The sequence below is a fragment of the Streptosporangium saharense genome, from assembly GCF_014203715.1.
Lineage (GTDB): Bacteria > Actinomycetota > Actinomycetes > Streptosporangiales > Streptosporangiaceae > Streptosporangium > Streptosporangium saharense.
In genome coordinates this window covers 422,481-440,730 of the sequence record NZ_JACHJP010000002.1, presented here as the reverse complement: position 1 = coordinate 440,730, position 18,250 = coordinate 422,481, and the positions used below count along the sequence as shown (strand labels likewise).

The window sequence follows — 18,250 nt, the reverse complement described above, 5'->3', positions numbered from 1 at the left end:
TCCAAGGACTCGGCGGCGCGGAGAGGACCCTCCCACCGGAAGTGGATCAAGCAGTTCAGAAGCTAACACGCTGGGTGATCACCCCCGCGCTTTACGTGGTCACACGGATGACAAAGGTCTCCCTAACCACCTCACCGAGGACGCAACCCCTCGAAGACGACAGCGAGCGTACGGCGCCGCAGATCGGCGTCCCATCCCGCGTGCAACGCCCCCTGGCAGACGGCGGTGAGCAACGAGGCGGACCTCCTGACGGAGGACGTCGTGCTGGAGATGCCCTTCGCGCGGCCCGGCGGCCCGGCCCGCGTCGTGGGACGCGAGGAGGTGCTGGCCTTCGTCACCACCGGCAGGGCGGCCCTGCCCGCGCGGCTCGACGGGGTCCGGTGCCTGGCCGTCCACGAGACCGTCGACCCCGACGTGATCGTTGTCGAGTACGAGATCACCGGGACCTCGGCCATCACCGGGTGCCGCGCGAGCCTTCCCTTCGTGGGGGTCCTCGGGGCGCGCGACGGCCGGGTGGCGCTCTGGCGGGAGTATCAGGACACCGCGGGCATCGCGCGGGCCCTCTCAGGGCACCTGGGACAGGACCGGCAGCAGGTGGACCTCGGCGGCCGGGGGAAGGGCGCAGGCGAGGCCACCGAGTCCTCTGGCGTTCTCGCCGCAGACGAACATGCTGATGTGACGGCGCACACGCCCGTGGTCGTCGCGGATCCTCCGTTCGAGCGACGGGTGCGTACGGCAGAGCGTGTCGAGGGCGGCTCCCAGCGTGGGACGGCCACCGTCGTGGTCGGCGACCGCGAAGACGCGAAGCTCGACCATGTCGCCCGCCCAGCGCCCCAGGGCTGAGGGGAACACGAAGGTGACGAGTGTGGCGGGCCTGGTCAACGTCGTTCCTTTCGGAGGCGGCCTCATGGTGTCACGCGGTGGGCCGCCACGTCCCGCGCTCAACGAATCAGAAGGGTCAGGTGGGTCAGGCGGACCGGGTGTGGGGACGGTCCCGGTGGATGTCCGCCGGTGGCACGCCAGCGCGCTGGAGCCGCAGGATCGTCTCCTCGACCATGTCGTCCGGCCCGCAGACGTAGACCTCGTGCCCGGCCCACGGGCGCAGACGCTCGACGACCTCGGGCAGCCGCCCCCGTTCGCCGCCGTAGGAGGGCTCGCGGGAGACCACGGGCACCACCTCGAACCGGGGCACCCGCGAGCGCATCCTCATCAGGTCGGGCAGGTCGTAGAGCTCACGCGAGGTGCGGGCGCCGTACAGCAGGCGGACCCTGGGCGGTCGGGAGTCCGAGGCGAGCACGTGTTCCACGATGGCCTTCAGCGGCGCCAGGCCGGTGCCCCCCGCGACGCACAGGACGTCACGTCCCGGCGCGGGAGGGGTCATCGCGCCGACCGGCGCGCCGAGCGTCAGTGTGTCCCCGACCCGGGTGTGCTCGACGAGCGCGGTCGAGACCCAGCCGCCGGGGACCGCCCTGACGTGCAGGCGGACGGTGTTGTCCCGCCTGGGCGCGTTGGCGATGGAGAAGGGGCGCCACACGCGCGGCCAGCGCGCGGTCTGCACGTTGACGTACTGGCCCGGGAGGTACGGCAGCCGCTCGTCGGGCCGCAGGGTTACTACCGCGATGTCCGGGGTGCGCAGTTCGTGGCCGACCACCTCGGCGGTCCACCAGGCGGGGGAGGAGCGGGCGTCCTCCTCGGCGGAGGCGATCATGATGTCGGCGGCGGCGGTGTAGGCGGTCCGCCAGGCGGCCTCCACCTCGGGGCTCCACACCTCGGCGGCGAAGCGCCGGACCGTGGCCAGCAGCGCGTCGCCAATCGCGGTGTAGTGCTCGGGGAGCACGCCGTATCTCCGGTGGTCGCGGCCGAGCCTGCCGAGGAACGAGGACAGGCCGTCGAGGCTGTCGAGGCTCCACACGATCCTGGTCAGCGCGCCAAACAGGCGGTCGCGCTGGGTGTCCATCGCCGGGGGGAACATGGCCCGCAGGTGCGGGTTCTGTGCGAACAGGCGGCCGTAGAAGTATGCGGCGGCCTTGTCCGCGACGGGTTCGATGACGGCGAAGCTTTCCTTCACGAGACGCGGATTCAAGGACATGGACGGAACCCACCCTAATTGACCGGATCGAATGTCCGATCACGCAGATCTACCTCCTGACGGTTCCGGGTGATGAGCGTCCTGCGGCCCCGGCGCACCAGAGCGCTCGAATTTGAGTCTTCCATCACCATGTGAGCGTCACAACGGGTTCTCGGCAATATGGCGGGAATTCCAACTATCTGTAATTGCGAGACTATTTCCGATGATCATGCTATAGACGCATCACGGATAACCAAAAAATAGCATTTATCCGAAGTTTGTCATTTATCCGTTGTGGGGTGTTTGCCGTGTTCGCGGTGGGGGAGCGCACCACCCCCCGCCCCGGCGACGGCACGGTGAGACGACACTGAGACCTTCGGAAGCGTGACATAACCGAAATAGGGTGCGCCATGATAGGGGAGTTGCTGAAGACGGGACGGGTGCCGCCCGGAACGGGGACGCCGCCGTCGCAAGGCCCCCTTGGAGTTCCTCATGCCCCGACCCCTGATCGGTGTCACCGCTTACCTTGAGGCCGCCCGCTGGGGCGACTGGGTCCGCGAGGCCGTCCTGTCGCCCCCCGCCTACGCGCGCGAGATCGAGAAGGCGGGCGGGATCGCCGTGCTGGTCCCGCCGATGAGCGCCGCCGTGACCGGCGACTACGCGCGCCGCCTGTCCGGCCTGGTCCTCGCCGGTGGCGGCGCGCTCGACCCCTCCCTGTACGGCGCGGCCCCCGAGAGCCGGGCGGGCGCGGCCCAGCCCCACCGCGACCGGTTCGAACTGGCCCTGGCCCGCGCCGCCGTACGGGAGAGGCTGCCGCTGCTCGCCGTCTCCAGGGGCATGCACGTCCTCAACGTCTCCCAGGGCGGCTCGCTGATCCCGTGGCTTCCCGACGAGGTCGGCCACGACCGCCACTCCGCCCCGGGGCACGCGCACACGATCCAGGTCAGCGTCTCAAGCAACCTGGGCAAGGCGATCGGCGACCACGCCGAGGTGACCGCGCCGCACCACCAGGCCGTCAAGCGGCTGGGGACCGGGCTGCTCGCCGTCGCCTGGGCCGACGACCAGATCGTCGAGGGCGTCGAGCTGCAGGGACACCCCTTCTGCGTCGGCGTCCAGTGGCACCCGGAGCGCGGCGGCGACAACCGGCTGTTCGAGGCGCTGGTCCAGGCCGCGGGGCGCTGAGCGGCCCGCTCAGGCGCCGGAGGCCCTGGGCCTGCGCACGTGGTAGACGAAGGCCGGGGGAAGGTTGCCCCAGACGGTCCTGCCGACGACGACCTCCTCGAAGGTCTCGTGCAGGCGGCGCCGGAAGCGCTGCGCGGGCCGCATGCGCTTGGCGAAGCTGTAGGCGAAGGTGGTGAAGGCCGTGTGCGGGCTCATGGTGGCCACCACGGCGTCCAGCAGGCGCGTCTGGAGCTCGGCGGAGAAGGCCGCCCAGGGCAGGCCGCTGACGATGGCGTCGGCCTTCTCTAGGCCGCGCTCGCGCAGCATCTCGGGTAGCCGCGCGGCGTCACCGACGACCACGTCCACCTTCGGGTGCCGCTCGGACAGGAAGGCCGCGAGCGTCGGGTTGATCTCGACGGCCAGGTGATGCCCCCTGCCGTTCAGCCGCCGCTGGATCTCCGCGGTGAACGCCCCCGTCCCCGGACCAAGCTCGACGATCACGGGATCGCCCCGCTGGGGAACCGGGGTGGTCACCGTCTCGGCCAGCCGTCGCGAGCTCGGCGCCACCGCCCCAACGGTTCCCGGGGAGCGTAGCCACTGTCCCAGGAAGAGCGTGGTGTCTTTGGTCATGATGTGAAGGGTAGAGGCTGAACCAAGCTGAAGTACCCCGTAATCCGGTGGATTTTCCTTCGGTCAGAAGAATGAGGATCATGGGGTGATCCCCTGCTCAGGGAGGAGGACAAATGGGAAGTGGACTCCTGTTTGCCGCTTTCTTCCTGGGGTGTGGCGAAACCCCCGGCTCCCCGGCGAATCCATCCGGGGGCGGATCGGCGGATCACCCCCCGGGCTGACGACCGGCGGGGGCGCGCGGAGACACGATGTGTCCTCGAACGTGTCCCCGGCTGCGTCCCCGGACGGCCACCACGGGAAGGACCCCCATGCAGGAGCCCGCCGTCCGGCCGGTCCCGACGCCCGGCCGCCCCGTCTCCCCGGGCCCGCTGTACGGCCTGCGCGTCCTGGTCACCGCGCAGGTGGTCGCCCTGGCCGTCACGGCGTCCTTCGCGGGCCAGGCCGTACAGGGTCAGGCGGGGTTGGGGGCGCACGTCACGGCGGGGGTGGTGGTGAACCTGCTCGCGCTGCTGCAGGCGGTCGCGGCCACGCTGGTCTGGCGGCCTGGCAGGGGCACGCGGTGGGCCGCGCCGGTGAGCGCCTGCCTGTTCCTCGCGGGCCTAAGCCAGCACCTCACCCCGGGGACACCCGCCACGCACGTCCCCGCCGGGCTCGCCCTGCTCGGCCTGGGCGTGGCCGTACTCGTCTGGGCCTGGTCCCCGCGCGCCGCCGTCCGCCACTCCTGAGCGCGCCCGGACCGTGCAGCGGGGGCCGTTACGCGACGAAGGTCATTGACAACGACAGTTGCGAATAGTTGGATGTTATGTGGGTCAAGGAACATCCGTGGCTGGGTCCGTCACCCGCCGTCCTTGGTCGACCGTTCGATGACGATCGAAGTGCTCGTGCTCTGAAAGCACAGTTCCGGCCCCATTTTTGGCGTTTGTACATTGCCGTACTATGCCCAAATGGTTCAACGTTCAACCAAAACGTCGACCTGTGGGTGCCGGTTCACCAGAGAACCACATCGCAATCAGGAGAAAAGTCATGCTGGAGAGAATCGGGCCTTACACCCTTTTGCTCGCCCGGGTCGTCATCGGCATCGTGTTCATCGCGCACGGCCTGCAGAAGCTCCTCAGCACCGGGCTCAGCGGGGTCGCCGACGGCTTCGCCCACCTCAACATCCCGCTGCCCTCGGTGGCGGCGCCCCTGGTCGTGGGCAGCGAGCTCCTCGGCGGCCTCGCCCTCATCCTCGGCGCCGCGCTGCCCGTGGCGGGCGTCGTCCTCGCCCTCGACATGGTCGGGGCCTACTTCTTCGTCCACACGGGCAAGGGCTTCTTCTCCCAGCAGGGAGGGTTCGAGTACGTCCTCGTCCTGTTCGCCGTCTGCCTGGCCATCGGGTTCAGCGGCGGCGGGGCGCTCGCCCTGGACAGCCTGTGGCGGCGTGACCGCTCCCCGGTCGCCGTGGGAGCCACCCGCTGAGTCATCCCGGGTGCGGGACGGGCCGGTCGCCCGTCCCGCACCTGCGGCACACCTCCCCGTGATCCCCCGCGGCCCCGTGACCTGCCGGGACAACCCGTGGGCCCGCCACCTGCGGAATGCCCGGGCCGACGCAGTAGGGTCGGCTTCAGGTACGGGGAGGGAGACATTCGGGTGAATCCGGAAGCATCGGGCGCCGAAGACCGCATCGTGACGGTGCCCAACGCGCTGAGCCTGGCCAGGCTTGTCGGAGTCCCGGTCTTCCTGTGGCTGGTCCTCGGGCCGAAGGCCGACAGCTGGGCCGTGGCGCTGCTGATGCTGGCGGGCTTCTCCGACTGGCTCGACGGCAAGATCGCCCGCGCGTGGAACCAGACCAGCAGGCTCGGCCGCCTCCTCGACCCGCTGGCCGACCGCCTCTACATCCTGGCCACCCTCTTCGGCCTGGCCATGCGTGAGATCATCCCCTGGTGGCTGGCCCTGGCGATCCCGCTGCGCGACGTCATGCTGCTGGGCATCCCGCCCATCCTGCGCCGCCTGGGGTACGGCCCGGCCCTGCCGGTGCACTTCATGGGCAAGGCCGCGACGGCCAACCTCCTGTACGCCTTCCCGCTGCTGTTCCTCGCCCACCACGACGCCTGGTACGCCGGGCCCGCCCGCGTCGTCGGCTGGTCGCTCGCGATCTGGGGCACGGGCCTGTACTGGTGGTCCGGGGTGCTGTACTGGGTACAGGTGCGTCAGCTCATACGCGGAGCCGGACGCATTAAGAGGTGATGTGTGAAGGCCGTCGTGATGGCGGGCGGAGAGGGGACTCGGCTGCGGCCGATGACCGCCAACCAGCCCAAGCCACTGCTACCCGTGATCAACCGGCCGATCATGGAGCACGTGCTGCGCCTGCTGAGGCGGCACGGGTTCACCGAGACCGTGGTGACCGTGCAGTTCCTGGCGGCGCTGGTCCGCAACTACTTCGGTGACGGCGACGAGCTCGGCATGAGCCTGTACTACGCCACCGAGGACACCCCCCTCGGCACGGCCGGCAGCGTCAAGAACGCCGCCGACAAGCTCAGGGACGAGCCCTTCCTGGTCATCTCCGGCGACGCGCTGACCGACATCGACCTCACCGACATGATCCGCTTCCACCGGGAGAACGGCGCGCTGGTGACGATCGGCCTCAAGCGCGTCCCCAACCCGCTGGAGTTCGGCATCGTCATCGTCGACGAGCGGGGCAGAGTCGAGCGCTTCCTGGAGAAACCGACCTGGGGCCAGGTCTTCTCCGACACGGTCAACACCGGCGTCTACGTGATGGAGCCCGAGGTCCTCGACGAGATCGCCGCCGGTGAGTCCGTCGACTGGTCCGCGGACGTCTTCCCCCGCCTGCTGGCCCGCGGCGCCCCGCTGTACGGCTACGTCGCCGACGGCTACTGGGAGGACGTCGGCACCCACGAGAGCTACCTCAGGGCGCAGGCCGACGTGCTCTCCGGGCGGGTGCGGGTGGACATCGACGCCTTCGAGGTCTCCCCGGGCGTCTGGGTGGCCGAGGGCGCCTCCGTCGACGCCGACGCCGTGCTCAAGGGCCCCCTGTACGTCGGCGACTACGCCAAGGTCGAGGCGGGCGCCGAGCTGCGCGAGTTCACCGTGCTCGGCAGCAACGTGGTGGTCAGGCAGGGCGCCTTCCTGCACCGCGCCGTCGTCCACGACAACGTCTACGTCGGGCCGAGCGCCCACCTGCGCGGCTGCGTCGTCGGCAAGAACAGCGACCTGATGACCGGCGTCAGGATCGAGGAGGGCGCCGTCGTCGGCGACGAGTGCATCATCGAGGCCGAGGCGTACGTCTCCTCCGGCGTCAAGGTCTACCCCTTCAAGACCATCGAGGCCGGGGCCGTCGTCAACACCAGCGTCATCTGGGAGCCTAGGGGCCAGCGCAGCCTGTTCGGCCCGCGCGGCGTCTCCGGCCTGGTCAACGTGGAGATCACCCCAGAACTGTGCGTACGGCTCGCCAGCGCGTACGCGACCACGCTGCGCAAGGGCGCCTCGGTCATCACCTCCCGCGACTCCTCCCGTGCGGCCAGGGCGCTGAAACGGGCCGTGATCAGTGCGCTGACCGCCAGCGCCATCAACGTGCTCGACCTGGAGGCGGCCCCGCTGCCCGTCTCGCGCTTCCACACCGCCAGGGAGAACGCCGTCGGCGGGATCGCGCTGCGCACCACCCCCGGCGACCCGCAGAGCGTGGACATCGTGTTCATGGACGAGCACGGCGCCGACCTCTCCCAGGGCGCCCAGCGCAAGCTGGAGCGGGTCTTCTCCCGCCAGGAGTTCCGCCGCGCCTTCCCCGGGGAGATCGCCGAGCTGAGCTTCCCGGCCAGGGCGGTTGAGGACTACACCCACGAGCTGCTGCGCTGCGTGGACATCACCGGGGTGCGCGACGCCGACATGAAGGTCGTCGTCGACTGCGCCGGAGGCACCTCCTCGCTGGTGCTGCCCAGCCTCCTCGGCCGGGTCGGCGTCGAGGTGCTCACCGTCAACAACCGCCTGGACGACGCCTCGCCGACCGAGACCCTCGCCGAGCGCCGCCGGGCCCTGCAACGCCTGTCGGAGCTCGTGGGCTCGGCCAGGGCGGCCTTCGGCGTGCGCTTCGACCCGGTGGGGGAGCGGATCGCCCTCGTGGACGAGACGGGCCAGCTGATCAGCGAGGAGAGAGCCCTGCTGGTCGTGCTCGACCTGGTCGCCGCCGAGCGGCGCGGCGGCAGGGTCGCCCTGCCGGTCACCACGACCCGGGTGGCCGAGCAGGTCTGCCGCTTCCACGGGGTGCAGGTCGAGTGGACCTCCACCGCGCTGGACGCGCTGACCACCGCCGCCAGGACGGAGGGCATGGTCTTCGCCGCCGACGGGCGGGGCGGCTTCGTGGTGCCCGAGTTCGGCCCGACTGTCGACGGCCTGGCGGTGTTCCTCCGGCTGCTCGGCCTGGTCGCCAGGACCCGCCTGTCGCTCAGCCAGATCGACGCCAGGATCCCCGAGGCCAGGCTGCTGCGCCGTACGGTCCCGACACCGTGGGCGGCCAAGGGCGTGGTGATGCGCTCGGTCATCGAGGCCGCCGAGCTGTACCGGATAGACACCACCGACGGGGTGCGCGTCGTGGCGCAGGACGGCAGCTGGGCGCTGGTGCTGCCCGACCCGGCCGAGGCGGTGACCCACCTGTGGGCGGAGGCAGGGGACGTCGACTCGGCGCAGAGCCTGCTGGAGCACTGGGCCAGGGTCGTGGAGGAGGCGGCGGTGACCTGAGACCCCCGGTGCCCCAGAGGCGCGGGAGAGTGGGAAAACCCAGCGCGGCGGCATGGACCGGGGGGCCGCCCGGCGGTAGCTTTGTCCTCGACCCAGCCCCGTGGTCGAGCGTCGGACTTGATCTTTCTCGCTCTTCGGTGTATGTTGCGGCATTCGCAGTCTGAGCAAATACTTGAGAAGCGATGAAGCGAGGCGCGCGTCACCGAGAACCGTTGCCGCGTCCTCGCGGTAGGAGGCCGAGCCGATCGATGCCGAGCGTCTACTGCACGCAGTGCGGTCATGCCAACCCTGAGGATGCCCGTTTCTGTTCACGATGCGGGTCGCCGCTGACCAGGTCCGACTCCCCGGGAGACAGTACGTCGACGATCTCCCTTTCCGGGATCGAGGCCTACGAGGCGGAGACGGGAGAGACGCTTCTCGCCGAGCGGCAGGCCGTAGAGCAGTTGCCTCCTGGCAGCGCACTGCTCGTCGCCATGCGCGGCCCCAACGCGGGCAGCCGCTTCCTGCTGGACAGCGACCTGACGACGGTCGGCCGCCATCCGGAGAGCGACATCTTCCTCGACGACATCACCGTCTCACGGCGTCACGTCGAGTTCTACCGGCGTGGCGGCGGGGTGTTCACCGTCCGTGACGTCGGCAGCCTCAACGGCACCTACGTCAACCGCGAGCGGATCGAGGAGGTCCCCCTCTACGGCGGTGACGAGGTGCAGATCGGCAAGTTCCGGTTGGTCTTCCTCACCCGTGGCGCCGCTGGAGGATGATGAGCTCCCAGGCGGCTCGTTCGCACATGAGCATCGGGGAGGTGCTCGCCCTGTTGCAGGGCGAGTTCCCCGACGTCAGCATCTCCAAGATTCGTTTCCTGGAGGGCGAGGGGTTGATCGAGCCGGAGCGCAGTCCCTCCGGCTACCGGAAGTTCAGTTACGCCGACGTCGAGCGGCTGCGTTACATCCTCGGCGAGCAGCGCGACCGTTACCTGCCGCTGCGTGTGATCAAGGACCGGCTTGAGGCCGCGGACCGCGAGGACCGGCCGGTCAACCCTCCGCGCGCCCTTCCCGACGAGGCGCCGCCCGAGGTCCGTCTCACCCGCGCCGAGCTGCTCGCCGCCGCCGAGCTCGACGAGGAGACCCTCACCGAGCTTGAGGACTTCGGCCTGCTCGCCGCCGTCGCCCGCTACTACGACGCCGATGCGCTGGCCGTGGCCCGCAGCGTCGGGGCGCTGGCCGCCTTCGGGCTCAGGGCGCGTCATCTGCGGGTCGTCAAGGCCGCCGCCGAGCGCGAGGCGAGCCTTGTCGAACAGGCCATCGCGCCGCTGATGCGCCGTCGGGGACCGGGGGCCATCGACCGGGCCGACGAGGCCGCCAAGGAGATTTCCGGGCTTCTGCTGGAATTGCACGCCTCGCTCCTGCGTTCCGCCGTGCGTGGGGGCTTGGGCCGGTGAGAACCTGACCAGGCACTCGTCCCCTCACGAGTGTTACGTTGAACAAACCGGTCGTAATCCAGCGAAGACGGAGCAGCCCGTGTTGCAGATGGAGGTCGTGGGCGTTCGGGTTGAGATGCCCTCAAACCAGCCTATTGTCCTGCTGAAGGAGGCACATGGGGAGCGGTACCTGCCGATCTGGATCGGCATGACCGAGGCGACGGCGATCGCGATGGCCCAGGCTGAAGAACCGCCACCCCGGCCACTCACCCATGACCTCTTCCGCGACGTGCTCGACGCGCTCGGCGTCAGGCTGAGCACCGTGAACATCGTCGCACTCCGTGATGGGATCTTCTTCGCCGATCTCGTGTTCTCCAACGGGGTCGAGGTGAGCGCGCGCCCCTCGGACTCCATAGCCCTGGCGTTGCGTACGGGGGCCCGCATCTTCGCCAGCGAGGACATCGTCAGGGAGGCAGGGGTGATCATTCCCGACGACCAGGAAGACGAGGTGGAGAAGTTCAGGGAGTTCCTTGACACGATCACGCCCGAGGACTTCGGTCGCGCGGGGTAGGTATTTCGGTGCATTTACGCTTCACGACGCGCCGGGGAGGGTCGTTGACTGATCTTGGCCCCAGTCCTACGGTGCAAGTGAAACCCGTGGCTGTGCGCAAACCCCCAGATCAGGCCGCGGGATGAGAGAAAGCCGGAGGTCCGCGTGGCGGTCAGCAGCGGCGAGGGTAGAAACGCCGACCAGGATGACCCGGAACGGCGCGGGGAGGCACGTCAGCGCGCGGGTGAAGAGGGTCTGCTGTTCGACGGGCAACCGGTGAAACTGCCCGCCGACATCGGTTACCGCGGTCCCACCGCCTGCGCCGCCGCCGACATCACCTATCGGCAGCTGGACTACTGGGCACGGACCGGTCTGGTCGAGCCCACGGTCAGGGCCGCCCACGGCTCCGGCTCCCAGCGCCTGTACGGCTTCCGCGACATCCTGGTGCTCAAGGTCGTCAAACGGCTGCTCGACACGGGTGTGTCCCTCCAGCAGATCCGCATCGCCGTACAGCACCTGCGTGATCGCGGAGTCAACGACCTGGCCCAGATCACCCTCATGAGCGACGGCGTGAGCGTGTACGAGTGCACCTCACCCGACGAGGTCATCGACCTGCTCCAGGGAGGGCAGGGCGTCTTCGGCATAGCGCTCGGCCGCGTCTGGCAGGAGGTGGAGGGCTCCCTGGCCGACCTTCCCGGAGAGCGCGCGGAGTCCGGCCAGAGCCCTTTAGGCGATCACCACGCGGATGAGCTGGCCCGCCGTCGCCGGGCTCGCCGCACCGGGTAAGGTTGTTCTCGCTGCTGACTCTGCGCGGGAGAGACCCCGGCACGATCGGGGCGCCGAAGGAGCAACCTCCCCGGAATCTCTCAGGCACCCGGTACCGCATGGACGAGGCGACTCTGGAAAGCAGACGCGTCCTCCAGGCGCGGCTCACCGACGGGGAAAGCCTTCCGCGAACGGGAAGGTGAAACTCTCAGGTCGCGATGACAGAGGGGGAGATCCGGCATACGCCCGCGCCCAGCGCCGGTCTCCAACGTCTCGGGAGGCTTCCCATGACCGACCTGTCACCGCTCAGCGAGCTGAGCCCCCCGCCGTTCGCCACCCGCCACATCGGGCCCGCGGACGCCGACCAGACCCGCATGCTTGAGGCGGTCGGATTCGCCTCGACCGCCGACCTGGTCGCGGTGGCCGTCCCCGAGGCCATCAGGGCGAAGGACAGGCTCAGCCTCCCGCCCGCGGCGAGCGAGACCGAGGCCATCGCCGAACTGCGCGCCCTCGCGGGACGCAACGCGGTGCTCACCTCGATGATCGGTCTTGGCTACCACGACACGATCACCCCGGCGGTCATCCGCCGCAACCTGCTTGAGAACCCCGGCTGGTACACGGCCTACACGCCCTACCAGCCCGAGATCTCCCAGGGCCGTCTTGAGGCCCTGCTCAACTTCCAGACGGTCGTCTCCGACCTGACCGGCCTCGACGTGGCGGGCGCCTCCCTGCTGGACGAGGCCACCGCGGCCGCCGAGGCGATGACCCTGGCCCGCAGGGCGGTCCGCGTCTCCTCGAACGTGTTCGTGGTCGACGCCGACGCGCTGCCGCAGACCAAGGCCGTGCTGCGCACCAGGGCGGAGCCGCTCGGCATCGAGCTGGTCGAGAGCGACCTCACCGGGGACCTTCCCGACTGTTTCGGCGTGCTCGTGCAGTACCCCGGCGCCGGTGGCGAGGTCAGGGACTTCCGCGCCGTCGCCGAGGCAGCCCACGCCAAGGGCGCCCAGGTGGTCGCCGCCGCCGACCTGCTGGCCCTGACCCTGCTGGCCGCCCCCGGCGAGCTCGGCGCCGACATCGCGATCGGCTCCTCGCAGCGCTTCGGCGTCCCGCTGGGCTTCGGCGGCCCGCACGCCGCCTACATGTCGGTCCGTGACGGCCTGCAGCGGCAGATGCCCGGCCGCCTGGTCGGCGTCTCCCAGGACGCCGACGGGCGCCCCGCCTACCGCCTCGCGCTGCAGACCCGCGAGCAGCACATCCGCAGGGAGAAGGCGACCAGCAACATCTGCACCGCGCAGGTGCTACTCGCGGTGATCGCGGGCATGTACGCCGTCTACCACGGCCCCGAGGGCCTGCGCAGGATCGCCAGGCGCGTCCACAGGCACGCCGTCGTGCTCGCCGCCGGCCTGCGCCACGGCGGCGTCGAGGTCGTCCACGACGTCTTCTTCGACACCGTGCTCGCCCGCGTGCCCGGCCGCGCCGCCCAGGTCGTCGGCGCCGCCCGTGACAACGGCGTCAACCTGCGTCTGGTCGACGCCGACCACGTGGGCGTCACCTGCGACGAGCGGACCGAGCTGCTCCACCTTGAGCAGGTCCTGGCCGCCTTCGAGGTCAGCGGCGCCGTGCTTACCGACCTGGACGCCGCGGCGCACGACGCGCTGCCCGAGGTGCTGGCACGCACCGGCGACTACCTGACCCACCCGGTCTTCCACAGCCACAGGTCGGAGACGGCCATGCTGCGCTACCTGCGCAGGCTCCAGGACAAGGACGTCGCGCTCGACCGGTCGATGATCCCGCTCGGCTCCTGCACCATGAAGCTCAATGCGACCACCGAGATGGAGCCGATCACCTGGCCCGAGTTCGCCGGGCTGCACCCCTTCGCCCCCGCCGAGCAGACCGAGGGCTACACGGAGCTGGTGCGGGAGCTGGAGAGCTGGCTGGCCGAGGTCACCGGCTACGACGCCGTCTCCATCCAGCCGAACGCGGGCTCCCAGGGCGAGTTCGCGGGGCTGCTGGCGATCCGCGCCTACCACAGGGCCAACGGGGACGCGGGCCGTGACGTCTGCCTGATCCCCTCCTCCGCGCACGGCACCAACGCCGCCAGCGCCGTCATGGCCGGGATGCGCGTCGTCGTGGTCGCCTGCGACGACAACGGCAACGTGGACCTCGCCGACCTCGACGCCAAGATCGACAAGCATCGCGACCGGCTCGCCGCGATCATGGTGACCTACCCCTCGACGCACGGCGTCTACGAGGAGACCATCACCCAGATCTGCGAGCGGGTGCACGAGGCGGGCGGCCAGGTCTACGTGGACGGCGCCAACCTCAACGCCCTGGTCGGCCTGGCCAAGCCGGGCGAGTTTGGGGCCGACGTCTCCCACCTGAACCTGCACAAGACCTTCTGCATCCCGCACGGCGGCGGCGGCCCCGGTGTCGGCCCCGTCGCGGTCCGCGCCCACCTCGCCGCCTACCTGCCCGGTCACCCGCTGCACGACGACTCGCCGGTCGGTCCCGTCTCCGCCGCGCCGTACGGCTCCGCGGGCATTCTGCCGATCTCCTGGGCCTACATCAGGATGATGGGCGCCGAGGGGCTCACCGCGGCCACCGAGCAGGCCATCCTGTCGGCCAACTACCTGGCCCGCAGGCTCGCCCCGCACTACCCGGTCCTCTACACGGGCCGGGGCGGCCTGGTGGCCCACGAGTGCATCGTGGACCTGCGCCAGATCACCAAGGAGACCGGCGTGACCGTGGACGACGTGGCCAAGCGCCTGGTCGACTACGGCTTCCACGCGCCCACCATGTCCTTCCCCGTCGCGGGCACGCTGATGATCGAGCCGACCGAGAGCGAGGACCTGGCCGAGCTCGACCGCTTCTGCGAGGCGCTGATCGCGATCAGGGGCGAGATCGAGAAGGTCGCCTCCGGCGCCTACGACAAGACCGACAACCCGCTGCGCAACGCCCCGCACACGGCCGCCTGCCTGCTGGCCGACGACTGGGCGCACCCCTACTCCAGGGCCGAGGCGGCCTACCCGCTGCCCTCGGTGCGCGAGGCCAAGTACTGGTCGCCGGTCCGCAGGATCGACCAGGCGTACGGCGACCGCAACCTCGTGTGCGCCTGCCCTCCTCTTGAGGCATACGAGGACTGACCTACGGAGACTGATTCGCACCGTTAAGATCCACCTCGTGAACAGGGCCCCGGGCCGCCGGGCCCGGGGCGATTCCTTACCCGGAGGGACCCTGTATGCCTGAGGTGGACACCCGCCCGTTGGAGACCGCGCGGCGGCTGGCAGAGGACGGTGACCTGGACGGCGCCGCGGCGATCCTCACGGAGCTGGCCGCGGATCCCGAGGGGCCCGACCGCGCGCAGGCGGCGGTCGGGCTGGCGGTGGTGCTGCAGGAGCGGGGCGACGCGGCGGGCGCCAGGTCGGCGGCCCGCGCCGCGCTGGCCACCGGTCACCCCGAGTTCGCCGGGCAGGCGGCCTGCCTGCTCGCCAGGAGCTTCGAGCAGGAGGACCAGCCCGACCAGGCGCGGGCGGCCTGGCAGGCGGCGCTGGGCACCGGGAACGCCGCCTGCGTCCCGCTGGCCCACATGGGCCTGGCCAGGCTGGCCACGGGCCCCCAGGAGGCGGAGGAGGCCCTGAGGGCCGCGCTGGCGACCGGGGAGCCGGAGATCTCCTCCCTGGCGGCCCAGCGACTGGCCGAGATCCTCATCGAGGAGGGGGAGGCGGCGGAGGCGGCGGGGGTGCTCGTCGAGGCGCTGTCGGTGCCGGACGTCGCGGAGGTGGCGAGACTTCGGGTGCTGCTCGGCATCGCCCACCTCGAACTGGCCTGCGCCGAGCTCACCGGGGCCGTCGAGGAGGGCGGCGACGCGGAGACCGGGGCGCTGGCCATCGAGCTGCTGGCCCGCACGCTGCCGCTGAGAGGGCGTGACGAGGACGCGGAGCGGGTGTGGCGCTACGGCCTGGACAGCGCCGACGAGGAACTGGCCGAGGGGGTCAGGCTGCGGCGAGAGCGGGAGGTCTGAGCCGCGTTCCGGGCTTCAGTCGCGGCGGCGCAGCCCGCCGAGGGCGTGGGCGACGTTGATCGCCACGATGCCGAACCAGGCGATGAGAATGCCCGCGGTCCCGCCCTCGCTGGCGACGGCGGTCAGCGGGATGGCCAGGCCCATCGAGCCGAGCGCGATCGGGACGGCGCCGTTGCCCCTGCGCTGCTGCGGGGGAGGAGGGCCGGGGTGGTGGTACTGGGGGTGCTGCGGGTAGTGCTGGGGATGGTGCCCCGCCGCCTGCAGCTCCGCCCGCACCCTGGCGGCGATCGTCGCGTCGAGACGGTCGACGAAGGACTCGACGAGCGCGGCCTCGTACTCGGGGCCGAGGTCACGGCGGGCCTCGATGGTCGCCCGTACGTCCTGTCGGATATCGTGATGATCCTGCACCCTCTGATTGTCCGCCCCCGTCGCGACCTCAGACATCAGCCGTTAGGACTAGATCGGTGTCCATCCGGAGTACGGGCTCGTCCGTGGAGATCGCGACCGTCCACGGCCCGGCCGTGGCGGAGATCGACGAGGCGGCCGATCCGCGTTTCCTGCTGGTGATCACCCACGGCTCGGCCGGGGGAGTGGACGTGCCCGACCTGCTGGCCGTACGGGACGCGGTGACGCCGATCGGCGGGGTGGTGGCCCGGGTGCTCCAGCCGTTCAGGATGCGAGGGGCCAGGGCGCCCGGCTCGGCGGTCAAACAGGACGAGGCCTGGCTCGAACTGGTCGCCGGACTTCGCGGGCTCAGGCCCGGCCTGCCGCTGGTGCAGGGCGGGCGGAGCAACGGGGCCAGGGTCGCCTGCCGTACGGCCTCGCTGGTGGGGGCGACGGCGGTGGTCGCGCTGGCCTTCCCCCTGCACCCTCCCGGCAGGCCGGAGAGGTCACGCGCGCAGGAACTGCGCGCCGCGGGGGTCGATGTGCTGGCGGTCAGCGGTGACCGTGACCCGTTCGGGGTCCCCGAGGCGGCGGACACCTCACGCCTGGTGGTGCTGCCCGGTGAGGGGCACGATCTCAAGAAGGACCCCGTGAGGGTGGGTGAGGTGGTCGCGCACTGGCTCGACGCGAGGATGCGCGCCGCCCCGGAGTGACGCGGGGTGATCGTCAGACGATCAGGCGACGCCGGCCAGGGGCCGGTGCGGCTCGATGACCGCGCCGTCGGGCAGGATCTCGCCGGTGTCGTCGAAGAGCACCACGCCGTTGCAGAGCAGACTCCAGCCCTGCTCGGGGTGGGCGACCATCGTACGGGCGGCTTCGCGGTCCAGCGCCTCGGCGGGCGGACAGGACGGCTGGTGCGGGCACATCGGCGTGCCTCCGGATCTCTATCGTCGGCTCGCCGGATCGACATCGGGTCGGCGGGTGGACAACCCTGTCCCCGACGGGAATCCGTTTCCCGCCGTGCGACGGGTGACGAGCATCTGTGTGGACATGTGGGTCGTGCGCGCCTCGGACGGGGTGAGGTCCGCACGTTGGTCAGACCAAGTCTGCGATCTGGATCTCATCCCGGGACATAGCCCGTTAGGACTGTTTACGAACTCTGGAGAGTGGTCCTTCGGGGTCCTTCCGGGGGTGTGACCTATAGCACAGGATGCCTCATAGTGGACATCTGGCCAAGCGAAACGCGCCATCCGGTAGGTAAAAAAGGATCGGCCTCGCGTTTCTTTACCGTTCAGCCTCTGTTCGCCTGGGGTTGAGCCCGGCCAGGAGGGCGTCCAGCCCGTGCTCGAAGTCGGCGTCGGCCGCCGCCGAGCCCCCGCCCGCCGACGGGGGGCGCCACGGCTCGGCGCCGTCGGCCGGGGAGTCGGCCCATCCTGAGCGCTGCACCTCGACCGCGACCGAGCCGAAGACGTAGGCCCGCAGCGCCCGCACCGCCTGCGCCGGGTCGGGCAGACCGGCGTCGGAGAGCTGCTCGGTCTGCTCCATGAGGGCGATCGCCGCCCGGCCCTTCGGGGGCTTGGTGAGCGCGAGCGCCAGCACCCCGGGGTGCTCCCTGAGCGCGGCCCTGCTCGCCCTGCACCACGCCCTCGCGCTCTCCTGCCAGGAGTCGGCGGGTTCGGCGTGGACGGCCGTGACGTGCTCGGCGAGGGCGTCCATGAGGGCGTCCTTGCCTCGGGGCAGGTGGTGGTAGATGGCCATGGCCTCGACCTGGAGCGCGTCGCCGAGGCGCCGCATCGTCAGCCGCCGCAGCCCCTGGCTGTCGGCGATGTGCAGGGCGGCCTCGATGATGCGCTCCCTGGAGAGCGGGACGGGCGGTCGCTTGGCGGGCATGGGCCGCATCCTGCCACCGGTGACCTTACTGTGTAAAGGACGCCGCGCCGTACGGTTCCGTACCGGTCGGTCCCTGAGTGGGTGGTACGGACGGCGACGGCGTAGGCTACAGCCGTGATCCGCCGGGGGAGGTCCCGGCGACGGGAGAGAGGGCAGACGATGGCGTTTTTCCGACCGGGCGTGAGCCGGGAGGCGGAGGTCCGTCACCACGCCGACCAGGAGGTCGGGAAGAGCTTCCCCGAGTTCCTTGAGAAGGCGCGTGTGGCCGAGGCCGAGCTGCGCCGGGTCCAGGCCGCCGGGGCGTCCCCCGAGGAGCTCAGGGCCGCCGGGCTGGTCTTCGACGCGGCGCTGACCGACGCGCTGCGCGCGGCCGAGGCGGGCCAGCGGGCGACCTTCGGCCCCAGGGCCTACGACGACAGGATCCGCCGCCGCAAGGGCAGGGCGACCCCCAAGGGGGCCGAGTGGACCTCGGAGGTCAACCGGCTGCGCACCCTGCGTGAGGAGAACCGGCTGACCGGCATCGCCCGCGTCCCTCGGCCGGTGACCGTCGTCGTCCGCTGATCCTTCCGCTGTGTCCAGGGCGGTCCCTTCAGGGGCCGCCTTTTTCACGTCCTGACTGTTCAGGGTTTCCTG

19 protein-coding genes and 1 riboswitch are annotated in these 18,250 nt (G+C 70.7%); of the genes, 14 read left to right on the top strand and 5 right to left on the bottom strand.

What is annotated here, in order from left to right:
• Window positions 1–225 precede the first annotated feature (225 nt).
• The gene (locus tag FHS44_RS11150; RefSeq protein WP_312863607.1) at window positions 226–843 is read left to right on the top strand and encodes a nuclear transport factor 2 family protein; all 618 of its coding nucleotides are present in this window, start codon (window positions 226–228) and stop codon (window positions 841–843) included.
• Window positions 844–967: 124 nt separating this feature from the next.
• Here the strand turns inward: FHS44_RS11150 and FHS44_RS11145 are convergent, their stop codons facing one another.
• Window positions 968–2,068, bottom strand: coding sequence for a globin domain-containing protein (locus FHS44_RS11145; RefSeq protein ID WP_312863606.1), 1,101 nt, complete (start codon window positions 2,066–2,068; stop codon window positions 968–970).
• A gap of 492 nt (window positions 2,069–2,560) precedes the next feature.
• On the opposite strand from FHS44_RS11145, the gene FHS44_RS11140 reads away from it, so the two are divergent.
• Window positions 2,561–3,250 (top strand): gamma-glutamyl-gamma-aminobutyrate hydrolase family protein, encoded by a 690-nt coding sequence (locus tag FHS44_RS11140; protein WP_184713891.1) that lies wholly within the window; start codon window positions 2,561–2,563, stop codon window positions 3,248–3,250.
• 9 nt (window positions 3,251–3,259) lie between these two features.
• On the opposite strand, the gene FHS44_RS11135 is transcribed toward FHS44_RS11140, so the two are convergent.
• Window positions 3,260–3,859: a class I SAM-dependent methyltransferase gene (locus FHS44_RS11135; protein WP_184713890.1), complete on the bottom strand. Its 600-nt coding sequence runs from the start codon at window positions 3,857–3,859 to the stop codon at window positions 3,260–3,262.
• Between the two features lie 308 nt (window positions 3,860–4,167).
• Between FHS44_RS11135 and FHS44_RS11130 the strand changes: the two genes are divergently transcribed.
• From FHS44_RS11130 to FHS44_RS11085, 10 genes are all read left to right on the top strand, one after another.
• On the top strand, window positions 4,168–4,584 hold the full coding sequence (locus tag FHS44_RS11130; protein WP_184713889.1) for a hypothetical protein: 417 nt from the start codon (window positions 4,168–4,170) through the stop codon (window positions 4,582–4,584).
• A gap of 298 nt (window positions 4,585–4,882) precedes the next feature.
• Window positions 4,883–5,317: a DoxX family protein gene (locus tag FHS44_RS11125; protein ID WP_184713888.1), complete on the top strand. Its 435-nt coding sequence runs from the start codon at window positions 4,883–4,885 to the stop codon at window positions 5,315–5,317.
• Between the two features lie 171 nt (window positions 5,318–5,488).
• Entirely contained in the window at window positions 5,489–6,085 is a 597-nt protein-coding gene (gene clsA / locus FHS44_RS11120; RefSeq protein ID WP_184713887.1) for a cardiolipin synthase ClsA, read from the top strand.
• A gap of 3 nt (window positions 6,086–6,088) precedes the next feature.
• Window positions 6,089–8,590: a mannose-1-phosphate guanyltransferase gene (locus FHS44_RS11115; protein ID WP_184713886.1), complete on the top strand. Its 2,502-nt coding sequence runs from the start codon at window positions 6,089–6,091 to the stop codon at window positions 8,588–8,590.
• Between the two features lie 248 nt (window positions 8,591–8,838).
• Complete coding sequence (locus tag FHS44_RS11110; RefSeq protein ID WP_184713885.1) at window positions 8,839–9,351, top strand: double zinc ribbon and FHA domain-containing protein; 513 nt, start codon at window positions 8,839–8,841, stop codon at window positions 9,349–9,351.
• 26 nt (window positions 9,352–9,377) lie between these two features.
• Entirely contained in the window at window positions 9,378–10,028 is a 651-nt protein-coding gene (gene ftsR, locus FHS44_RS11105; RefSeq protein ID WP_246435398.1) for a transcriptional regulator FtsR, read from the top strand.
• Window positions 10,029–10,107: 79 nt separating this feature from the next.
• Window positions 10,108–10,578 carry a bifunctional nuclease family protein gene (locus FHS44_RS11100; RefSeq protein ID WP_184713884.1) on the top strand — a complete coding sequence of 157 codons (471 nt, stop codon included), beginning with the start codon at window positions 10,108–10,110 and terminating at the stop codon, window positions 10,576–10,578.
• 144 nt (window positions 10,579–10,722) lie between these two features.
• Entirely contained in the window at window positions 10,723–11,343 is a 621-nt protein-coding gene (locus FHS44_RS11095; protein ID WP_184713883.1) for a MerR family transcriptional regulator, read from the top strand.
• A 15-nt stretch (window positions 11,344–11,358) separates the two neighbouring features.
• A riboswitch (glycine riboswitch) is annotated at window positions 11,359–11,450 on the top strand.
• 159 nt (window positions 11,451–11,609) lie between these two features.
• On the top strand, window positions 11,610–14,465 hold the full coding sequence (gene gcvP, locus FHS44_RS11090) for an aminomethyl-transferring glycine dehydrogenase (RefSeq protein WP_184713882.1): 2,856 nt from the start codon (window positions 11,610–11,612) through the stop codon (window positions 14,463–14,465).
• 95 nt (window positions 14,466–14,560) lie between these two features.
• Window positions 14,561–15,343: a YfgM family protein gene (locus FHS44_RS11085; protein ID WP_184713881.1), complete on the top strand. Its 783-nt coding sequence runs from the start codon at window positions 14,561–14,563 to the stop codon at window positions 15,341–15,343.
• A gap of 15 nt (window positions 15,344–15,358) precedes the next feature.
• Here FHS44_RS11085 and FHS44_RS11080 read toward each other — a convergent pair whose 3' ends face one another.
• On the bottom strand, window positions 15,359–15,751 hold the full coding sequence (locus FHS44_RS11080) for a hypothetical protein (RefSeq protein ID WP_221460655.1): 393 nt from the start codon (window positions 15,749–15,751) through the stop codon (window positions 15,359–15,361).
• Between the two features lie 56 nt (window positions 15,752–15,807).
• On the opposite strand from FHS44_RS11080, the gene FHS44_RS11075 reads away from it, so the two are divergent.
• Window positions 15,808–16,440 (top strand): alpha/beta hydrolase family protein, encoded by a 633-nt coding sequence (locus FHS44_RS11075; protein ID WP_312863605.1) that lies wholly within the window; start codon window positions 15,808–15,810, stop codon window positions 16,438–16,440.
• A 21-nt stretch (window positions 16,441–16,461) separates the two neighbouring features.
• Here FHS44_RS11075 and FHS44_RS11070 read toward each other — a convergent pair whose 3' ends face one another.
• Window positions 16,462–16,653 (bottom strand): DUF5999 family protein, encoded by a 192-nt coding sequence (locus FHS44_RS11070; protein ID WP_184713879.1) that lies wholly within the window; start codon window positions 16,651–16,653, stop codon window positions 16,462–16,464.
• A 358-nt stretch (window positions 16,654–17,011) separates the two neighbouring features.
• Window positions 17,012–17,617, bottom strand: coding sequence for a TetR/AcrR family transcriptional regulator C-terminal domain-containing protein (locus FHS44_RS11065; RefSeq protein WP_184713878.1), 606 nt, complete (start codon window positions 17,615–17,617; stop codon window positions 17,012–17,014).
• Window positions 17,618–17,797: 180 nt separating this feature from the next.
• Between FHS44_RS11065 and FHS44_RS11060 the strand changes: the two genes are divergently transcribed.
• Window positions 17,798–18,178: a hypothetical protein gene (locus tag FHS44_RS11060; protein ID WP_312863604.1), complete on the top strand. Its 381-nt coding sequence runs from the start codon at window positions 17,798–17,800 to the stop codon at window positions 18,176–18,178.
• Window positions 18,179–18,250 lie beyond the last annotated feature (72 nt).